The following is a 9406-nucleotide window of genomic DNA, read 5'->3' on the forward strand; positions in this document are numbered from 1 at the left end:
CGGCACACTCGCGTGGCTGCGGCTTGTGAGGCGCTGGGGCGGGGATCGTAGTGCCATGGACAATCAGCCGTTTGACGTGTGGGCAGTCGGGGCCGCGTACGAGCGGTACATGGGTCGGTGGAGTCGGCTTGTCGCGGAGGAGTTCGTGGCGTGGCTCGACTGCGAGGACGAGCTGCGGTGGGTGGACGTGGGGTGCGGTACTGGTGTGCTGTCGGCTGTGGTGACGGCCCGGTGCCTGCCTCGATTGATGGTGGGTATCGACCGGTCCGAGGGGTTCGTGGTCTCAGCCCGAACAACAGCTCCAGTCTCGGCATACTTCACCGTGGCAGACGCGATGTCGCTTCCAGTACGCGACGAAGCGTGCGATGTGGCCGTCAGCGGCCTTGCCCTGAACTTCCTTCCTGGACCCACTGAGGCGGTGGCAGAAATGGTCCGGGCGGTCCGGCCGGGTGGCCTGATCGCGGCGTACGTGTGGGACTACGCAGACGGCATGGGGATCATTCGCGGCTTCTGGGACGCCGCCGTCGAGGTGGATCCGTCCGCGGCCGCCCTGGACGAGGCCCGCCGCTTCCCTGTATGTCATCCGGAGCGGTTGCGCGCGGTATGGGCTGACGCTGGGCTCGTCGATGTGTCCACCGCCTCGATCGAGGTGGCCACCGTCTTCACCGACTTCGCCGACCTGTGGGACCCCTTCCTGGCGGGGCAGGGCCCTGCACCGGGCTACGTAGCTGCCCTCACGCCGGCCCACCGCGAGCGAGTGCGTGGCGCCCTCAGCGCGGCTGTCCCCAGGAGGCCGGACGGTTCCATCGCGCTCACGGCCCGGGCTTGGGCGGTGAGCGGTCGGCGAGTGCCCCACGCCGAGGCGAGTTGAGGGCCGTCCCGCAGTCGGGAGACGGTCGGCCGCTGGGCAGGGCCGCTCGTCCATCCGGCGGGCGAGGTGGTGCAGGCGGCCGATGCCGGGCATCGCGTGGTGGACGCCGTCGTCGCCCCTTGAGACGGCAGTCGGCGCAGGATCTTCCGGTCCTTCATGCCTCGCCACCGAGATCAGCATCGGGCGGATTACCCGCGACCTCACGATCTGCATGGCCGCCCGCGACGTTCCCGGACGGCCCACCCAGCCCCTCAACAAGTTCTAAAGCATTGCCTGGCGCGCCACGCGGTAGCGGAGGTAGACGACTTTTGAGCTGATGGTGCGGGTCTCGACGAGTTCGAGATCTACCCGGCGCTCGCGCTGGGGGAAGAACGGGGTGCCACCGCCAACCAGCACTGGATAGACCCTGGCCCGGTACTCGTCGATCAGACCCAAATCGGCCGCCTCGGCAGCGAGAGTCGCGCCGCCGATCGCGATGTCGCCCTCCCCCGGCTCGGCTCGCAACCGCTCGATCTCCTCTGCCAGGCCGCCGGAGGCCAGGCGGGCATTGCCCTGCACCGTCGACAGCGTGGTGGAGAACACCACCTTGGGGAGCGAATTCCAGATCGCGGCCCACTCGAGCATAGAGTCGTCGAGCGATGGATCCTGGTCGGCGGTCTCCCAGTACAGCATCGTCTCGTACAGCCGTCGCCCCATCACGTAGACGCCGACCTCGCGGATCTCGTCGGTGACGAAGCGAAAGACGTTTTCGTCGGGCCCCGTCCAGTCGAAGTCGTCGTTCGGCCCGACGATGTAGCCGTCAAGGGAGACGCCCATCGAGTAGGTCACGCTGCGCATCAGAAGTCCTCCTCGGGGACAGGTTCGACACTACGACCACCGTCTGCCGCAGGGCTCGTCACAGCTCACGGGGTCCCCTCAGATCTCCCCGCCCCACGGCAAAATCATCACGAAGGACGCATGGTGCGTTCGAAGGTGTTGCGTCTCTTGTAGCGCTCACAGTCGAAACCAGTGGGGTGACGCCTCGGGAGCCTCGGTTCTTGGCGGTGGCGATCAAGACGATGCTGCCCGGGCTCGCCCTGGACGCGGGCCATTCCGAACGGTTCCGGCGCGAGTCGCAGGCCATGGCCGCGCTCCGGGACCCGCATGTGGTGACCGTGCACGACACCGGGGAGGAGCCGCGGGAGCAGCGACGCCACCGCCCCTTGCACGTGCACCGTTGGCGCTACCCCTGCCCGCGCCGGCGCTGCGCCCAGGGTTCACGCCCGTTCCGGAGTCCGTGCGCTCGGCACGGGCGAACACACGCCGCACAAGACGTTCGGCTGACGCCCTGCCCGCCTGGGCCCCGAGAAACGGGCAGAAGATGGGGCCGCGGAAAGGGATCTTTTGGTTCGCGGCGCTCGGGAACCTGTTCATGCTGCTGGTCGGGCTCTCGATCGTGCTGCCGACAGAGTAAAAGGTCGCGGCCCCGGTATTTCAGATCTCGCGAAGCGCGACTAAGCAGTGATGAGGTCGAACGACTCCCAGGGTCCTGTCGTCGTGCGGTTGGCGATGAGCGGCGAGGCGCCGGCGTCCTCGGCGGTCACGTACAGGTTGTTCGCCTGCGCGCGCAGGCTGACGGTGCCGTCCGCGTTGTGGACGAGCCGGAAGGTCTCCCAGCCCTGTGCCGTCGGGCGATTGGCGACAAGGGGCGAGGCGCCTGCGTCGTCGGCGGTCACGTACAGGTTGTTGGCGTGTGCCCGCAGTGCGATGTTGCCGTTGCCCAGGTCGATCATGTCGAACCGTTCCCAGGTACCGGCGGCCGTGCGGTTGGCAATGAGCGGAGACGCGCCGGCGCCCTCGGCGGTCACGTAACGGTTGTTGGCCCTGGCACGGAGGCTGATCACCGTGCCGGTGGGGTCCATTGGCCGGGTGGGCCTGGTCGCGGTGAGAGCGATCTGCCCCTTCAGCATCCGGCCGCCGTCGCCGGTGAGCCTGAGGTAGTAGTCGGAGGAGCAGGCCGTGCCGTCCTCGTCGAGCGCGAGGATCCCGGAACCGGACGGTACCTGGGCCGTGTTCTCGGCGGTCTTGGCGATCTGGTTGCCTTCGTTGTACTCGTCGTACATGGAGATGTAGATGCCCTGGGCCCCCACGCGCTTCATGTTGTAGAACTGCCGCCACATGAAGTCGCCGTGAGCGCGCTGGCGTTCTTGCAGGTCGCCGGGGAGAACACAGGGCTGGTAGTCGATGCCGTGGGCATTGCACTCGGCCTGATCGGGCAGGTTGACGTTCTGGTAGAAGTTGTCCGCGTCGGTGACGCTGCCGATGCGGCCGACCATCCAGGGGGAGATCATGTTCAGGGCCCGGTACGCATTGATGTACCCGGCTCGGGAGTCGCCGGTCCCGGTACGCCAGTGGGTGGGGACTCCGCCCATCACGTAGCAGCCCTGTCCTTTGAACCAGTTGATGACGTCGAGGCAGACATCGGCGGACCACGCCTTGTTGTCCTCGTTGAAGCCGAGGCCCCAGATGCCCACCACCGGTTTGCCGTTCTGGATGGCGTAGGCGGACGAGGCGGTGTGGGCGCGCATTTTGTTGGCCCAGTCGGTCTTGATCTCCTGTTGCATGGTCGTCCAGCCGGTGACGTCGTACATGACGTAGAACTTGCGGCCGTACGCCTCCGCGGCCGCGCGCACCTTGGTGGCCATCGCGTCTCGCGTGGGGCCCTCGGGGCTGTTCGGGTTGAACCGCTGGAGTGCGGCGGTATCGATGCCGTACTGCTGCATCCAGCGGAAGTGCGTATCGACCGTCTGTTGGTCATAGGAGGAGAAGAGGGTCGCCTGCCCTCCGCTGTTCAGGTCGGGGTAGGCGGTTGCGTAGCCTCTGGTGTACTCGCGCATGTCGGGCCAGCTCTTGATGGTGGTGTTGCTGAGCGACGGCGGCTGGGACATGTTGCGGGACCAGTGCCACCAGCCATTGATCGGCGCGCCGTCCCCGGTGCACGCGAACCAGCCCTGGTAGCCGACGGTGATCTTGCCGACGACATCGCCCGGCGGGCTGGCCAGCGGTGCGACGGCCTCGGCGGATGCGGTGCCGGGCAGGCCGCTGAGGAACGGGGCGGCCGCTGAGGCGGCCAGGAAGGTACGGCGGGAGACAGTCATGGTGGGGGGACCTTTCCCTCTGCGGGGTCGCTTGGCGTTTGCCTCGTGGTGCAGCGGCACCGTGCGGCGTTCTGCGCCGGGAGGCGGGGCGGGGCCTGTACCGGCCGGGTGACCCGGCCGGTACAGGCTGTTCTCCCCGAACGCGGAGATCGGAGGCTCATCGCCTCACGGCTGAGCAGCGAGGTGGAAGCTCTGTGCGGCCGAGTTGTCGCAGGCGCGCTGTACCAGCTGCACGCCGTTCGCCGTGCTGCCTGGGGTGCTCAGGCACTTGCCGCTGTGCCGGGCGGTGAAGTGGTAGCGGCCCGAGGCCTCCCGTACCGGCAGCCACTGCTGGTTGCCACCACCGCCGTAGGACCACAGCTGCAACGGCGCGTTGTCCGCGGTCGACACACCGGTGACGTCGACGACCTGCTGCGGATTACCGCGGATCGCGATCCGCGTGTATCCGCTGTCGGTGGGGCGGAACTGGAACTGCTGGGCGGTGGTCCCGTTGCAGGTGTACTGCTGTATCGCCGTGCCGTTGGCCGTGGCCGCCGCTCGCGCGTCGACGCAGGCGCCGTTCGCGTTGTCGGTCAGTGAGTACCACGCCGTCTCGGATATCGGGTCGGTCGGCGCGGGATCACCGGCCGCTCCGCCGAGCCACTTGAGCCCGTCGATCAGGAAGCGGTTCTGTGTGGGGCTCGCGAACGTCGAGGACAGCCGGGTGTTGGAACCGTAGTCCATGGCGTTGTGTCCGAAGTTGGCGTACAGCATCTTGTACTGGGTGTTGGTCCAGAGGATCGGGTAGTAGCCGCTGTACCAGGACTGGTTCGGGTCCGTACCCAGGGGGAAGCTCGTCGGGTCGACCGATGCCAGAACCTTGATGTTCGCGTTGGCGCGCAGGTCGTTCGACCAGCTGTACCACTCGCTGACCGACGAGGTGAACGTCGCGGGCAGGCTGGTGGTCGAGGGGTGCGTCCGGTTCTCCGTGCGAAGCAGCGCGGTCGTGGGCCCCCAGGTGTTGGACTTGAAGTTCCCGCTGCCGAGGAACCCGTTGTAGTACCAGGGCCAGGACGCGGCGTCGGTGGTGAACGCCGAGGAATGGAAGCCCATCCAGCCTCCGCCGGCGCGCACGTACCGCTCGAAACCGGACCGCTGGGCGGCCGTCTTCGGGGCGTCATCGAGGAACAGGACGACCTGGTAGTCGTTCACCCCGCCGTTCGCGAGCAGGTCCCAGTTGGTCGTCGCCGTGTAGGTGAAGTCGTTCTGCGCGGCGGTCCGCGGGAACCACTCGTTGGCTTCCTTGACGAAGTCGATGTGTGCGGCGTCCCAGGTGCCGTTGTAGAAGGCGATCACCTTGAAGGCCGCGGCCTGGGGTGCGGCGGAGGCCGTGAGTCCGGCGTGGGCCGGGGTGGCCGGCCCCAGCACCATCGCCAGCAGGATCAGCAGCCGTGCTGCCAGCCGCCTCACGGGTAGCTCACCAGGTTGGCCACGTTGGTGGACGAGTTGGACGGCCCGCCCCGGTCGTTGATGACATGCCGGATGGTCCCGGTACCGCCGAGCGAGACGGTCACCATGTTCTGGAAGCGCACGTTCGGGTTGTTGGGGGCCTCGAAGGCACGCTCGGCGGTCACGCTCGGGTTGACGTTGAAGTAGCAGTAGCTGCCGAGCCCGTACGCCTGGTGGCTGGTGACCGAGCTCGCGACCTTGTACGCCGAGTAGCCCTGGGTGGAGCCGTTCATCCAGGCGGCCTGGTTCGGCGGGTCGTACGGCATCTCGTTCTGGTAGAAGTACGTCCGCCCGCCGTTGCCGTTCCAGACGGTCTGGTGCTTCTGGTAGTGCTCGACGAACAGGCCGTACATGGTGACGCTGTCACCGTTGACGACGAGGCCCGTGTCCGCCGTGTTGCTGTTCCAGCCGATGCCGCTGCCGTGGTCGCCGCGCCAGATCCACATGTGGTCGCCGATGACGTGGTCGCTGTTGACGACCAGGCTCGTCGTCGCCCTGCCGACGGCCGCGCCGCCGACCCGGAAGTAGACGTCGTGCAGGGAGGTGGGGTTCGCCGCGTGGTCCGCGGCGGCGCCGGCGGGGCCCACTTCCATCAGGGTCTGCGAGTTGGTGGTGCCGGCGTCGAAGAGGACACCCGCGACCTTCACGCCGTCGACGTCGGCGACCGTCATCGCCGTGACACCGTTATCAGGAATGAAGGTGGCGAGGCCGAGACCAAGAACGACGGTGTCGGGCCGGGTCACCTTCAAGGTCTGGTTCAGATGGTAGACACCGGGAGTGACCAGCAGGTTCTTGCCTTCGGCCAGTGCGGCGTTGATCTGTGTCGCCGTTGCTCCGGCCTTGACGACGTAGAACTGGTCCATGCCGAGCGAGCCGCCCGCCGCGGTCCCGCTCGCCCAGCTGGTGGCCGAGGAGTTGGTTCGCAGGGACGGCACGAACACCTTGTACGCGCCCGCGCTGTCGACGTACAGGAATGGCTTCTCCCGGACCGTCGGCGTCTGGTTCACCGTGGTGTACGGCGGGTTGGGGAAGCTGTTGCCCGGCACGCCCTGACTGCCGACGAAGACCATGTTCCAGTTGGAACCGGTCCAGCTGCCGAGCTGGGAGTTGCGGGTCAGCCACTGCTGCTGGGTACCGGACCGCACCTGACCGTCGATCTTGCTGTCGGCCATGAACCCGCCGCTGGACCAGCCGCCGTCGCTCAGCTCCAGATTGCCGCGGACGTGCATGCGCCGGTACCCGGACGCCTGCGAGACCGCCCACCGGTCGGCGCCGCCCGTGGGGTTCACCGACAGGTTCTCGGCACCGCGCCAGAAGTTCTGGGTGGCGTTCTGCGGCGGGAACCAGTCCGCCTCCACGTGCACGGCGCCGTTGATCGTGACCGAGTCGGGCGACTGCCCGAGGCCGAGTACCTGGGTGTAGAAGCCGACGTTGACGTCGTTGCTGTACGTACCTGGCTTGAACATCACCGCGTAGCGCTGGGAGCCGAACTGGTTGGTCTCCTGCTGCTGGAAGATGGAGTTCAGCCGGCTCTGGATGGTGGATGACGGCATCGACGGGTCGAAGACGACCACGTTGGGGCCGAGGTCGATGTCCCCGGGCGCGGTGCTCACGGGCGTGACCTGGAAGCGCTGGGCCGCCGAGCCGTTGCACGTGTACTGCACCAGCTGGACGCTGTCGGCCGTCGAGGCGGACGGGACGTCGAGGCACTTGCCGCTGTGCCGGCTGACGAAGTGGTACGCCCCGCCGCCCTCGTCGACGGCCTGCCACTGCTGGTTGTTGCCGCCGCCGTACGTCCACAGGTGCACGGCCGCGTTGTCGGCCGAGGACGTGTTGCTCACGTCCACGACCTGATTGCCGTCATTGCGGTTGCCGATCCGCACGAAACCGTCGCTGGTCGGCGTGAAGCTCCACTGCTGCGCGGTGCTGTTGTTGCACGTGTACTGCTGCACCGCGGTGCCGTTCACGGTCGCGGCCGATCGGGCGTCCAGACATTTGCCGCTGCCTCCGTTCACCACCGTGGACCAGCTCGTGGGCAGGGCTGCGGCGGCCTCGGTTGCGACCGGCGAGGTGACAGCCTCCAAGGTCGCGGCCTGGGTTGGCTGGACTGCGGTGAGGATCGAGGCGGCCGCGGCGGCGGCTACGAAGGCCGCGATCCAAGGGGGCGCGGTACGGGCCGTAGCTGGGGTGTGGCGGCCGATGGGTGGTCGCAGGGCTCGGAGCACGTCTTCTCCTGTGCCGCCGGTGCGGCGTTGGTGGGGGGTTGGAGGAGGGGTGGGTCAGCCGTTGTACTGGGCGAAGACACGGGTGAAGTCCCACGGCTGCTGGGAAACGCCCGAGCAGGTGTCGGCTCCGCCGCCGGTGCAGGGCCGGTCACGGTTGACCGACCAGAAGGTCAGTCGGGCGAGGTGGCGCTGCTGCGCGTAGCCGAGAATGGTGCGGAAGTCGTCGACGGTCACCGTCTCGCCGTTGTCGGTGATGCCGTTCATCGAGGAGATGCCGGTGTGGCGGTAGGCCTGGTCGTCCGAGTAGCCGTATGCGCTCTTGACGGCGTTCTTGAGGCCCTCGGCGGCGCGGATCGTGAGCTGGCCCATGTTCTGGCCGGCACCGCCGAAGTTGAACGGCATGATCGTCCAGCTGTCCACGGTCAGACCGGACGCGGCGGCCTTGTTGATCAGGCTGCTGTCGGGGCCGTTCTGCCCGGTGCCGAAGGTGACGTACACCTTGATGCCGGGGTTGTTGGCCTTGATGGTCTTCAGCGCGTCGACCGTGCGCTGCTGGACGGTCGGGCTGTCGTAGGCCGCCGCCTCGATGTCGATGTCGATGGCCTTCAGCCCGTACGCGTTGATGACCTTCTGGTACGCCGCGGCAAGCTCGCCCGCGCTGCCGCAGGAGCTTTCCAGCTTGTTGCCGCTCCAGCCGCCGAAGGACGGGATGACGTCGCCGCCGTTCGCCCGCACGGTGTTGACCGTCTGCTGGTCGACGCCTCCGGTCAGCGGCCGGCTGCCGTCCCACTGCGGGTTGCAGTAGCCGTTGCTGAGGACGAAGGCGAGCGTGAACCACTTGACGCCGGTGGCGTTCGTCACGGTGGTGGGGCTCGGCGGGCTCCCCCAGCCGTTGTAGAGGTACGGCGCCACGGCCATGGCCCCCGGTCCGGGCGCCGGAGTACCGCCCCCGCCCGGCGCCGTCCACTTCTGGTTGGCGGCGCCGGTGCAGCTCCAGATCTGCAGCCGGGTGCCGTTGGCCGAACTGTTGCCCGTCGCGTCCAGGCACTTGTCCGCCTGGGGGTTGACGATGTCGCGGGCCGCGGTGACCGACCACTGCTGGGCGGCGCTGCCGTTGCAGTCCCACAGCTGGGTCCGGCTGCCGTCGGCGGTGGCGCCGGATGCCACGTCCAGACACTTTCCCAGCGCGCGGATCGTGCCGTCGCTGCCGACGTTCCACTGCTGCGCCGAGGTGCCGTTGCAGTCGTAGAGCTGTACGGCGGCGCCGTTGGCGCTGCTCGCCCCCGCGACGTCGACGCACTTGCCGCCGAGCCCGGTGATCTGGCCGGTCGCCGCTGCCGCGCCGCTCGCGGGAGCGCCGGTCAGGCCGGTGAGGAGGGCGGCTGCCGCCGCTGTGCCCAGCACACCGCGCACGGTGGGCCTGCGGAGGAGTCTCGTGGTCATCGGGTCACCGTCCACTTCTGATGGGTGGCCCCGGTGCAGGTCCGTATCTGCAATCGGGTGCCGTTGGCCGAGCTGCCGCCCGCGGCGTCCAGGCACTTGTCGGCCTGCGGGTTGACGATGTCCTTGGCTTCGGGAGTGGCCCATTGCTGGGCGGCGGTCCCGTTGCACTCCCACAGCTGGACGGCGGTGCCGTCGGTCGTTCCGCCGGATGCCACGTCCAGGCACTTGCCGAGCGCGCGGAT

At 68.1% G+C, this 9406-nt stretch carries 7 protein-coding genes; 1 reads left to right on the plus strand and 6 read right to left on the minus strand.

The window, feature by feature from the left end; all coding sequences use genetic code 11:
- Positions 1–55 precede the first annotated feature (55 nt).
- Positions 56–871 carry a class I SAM-dependent methyltransferase gene (locus AC07FA_RS33595; protein WP_479080132.1) on the plus strand — a complete coding sequence of 272 codons (816 nt, stop codon included), beginning with the start codon at positions 56–58 and terminating at the stop codon, positions 869–871.
- 261 nt (positions 872–1132) lie between these two features.
- Here the strand turns inward: AC07FA_RS33595 and AC07FA_RS33600 are convergent, their stop codons facing one another.
- The 6 genes from AC07FA_RS33600 to AC07FA_RS33625 form a co-directional block, all read right to left on the minus strand.
- Entirely contained in the window at positions 1133–1708 is a 576-nt protein-coding gene (locus AC07FA_RS33600) for a dihydrofolate reductase family protein (protein WP_479080133.1), read from the minus strand.
- A gap of 656 nt (positions 1709–2364) precedes the next feature.
- Positions 2365–4008, minus strand: coding sequence for a glycoside hydrolase family 71/99-like protein (locus AC07FA_RS33605; protein ID WP_479080134.1), 1644 nt, complete (start codon positions 4006–4008; stop codon positions 2365–2367).
- A gap of 165 nt (positions 4009–4173) precedes the next feature.
- A complete protein-coding gene (locus AC07FA_RS33610; RefSeq protein WP_479080139.1) occupies positions 4174–5418 on the minus strand; it encodes a ThuA domain-containing protein in 1245 nt (414 codons plus the stop codon).
- Between the two features lie 35 nt (positions 5419–5453).
- Complete coding sequence (locus tag AC07FA_RS33615) at positions 5454–7616, minus strand: RICIN domain-containing protein (RefSeq protein WP_479080140.1); 2163 nt, start codon at positions 7614–7616, stop codon at positions 5454–5456.
- Between the two features lie 159 nt (positions 7617–7775).
- Complete coding sequence (locus tag AC07FA_RS33620) at positions 7776–9164, minus strand: ricin-type beta-trefoil lectin domain protein (protein WP_479080135.1); 1389 nt, start codon at positions 9162–9164, stop codon at positions 7776–7778.
- A partial coding sequence (locus AC07FA_RS33625) for an RICIN domain-containing protein (RefSeq protein WP_479080136.1) occupies positions 9161–9406 on the minus strand: 246 nt, incomplete at its 5' end. The genes AC07FA_RS33625 and AC07FA_RS33620, both read right to left, overlap by 4 nt.

This window comes from Streptomyces sp. NPDC045968 (assembly GCF_056430475.1).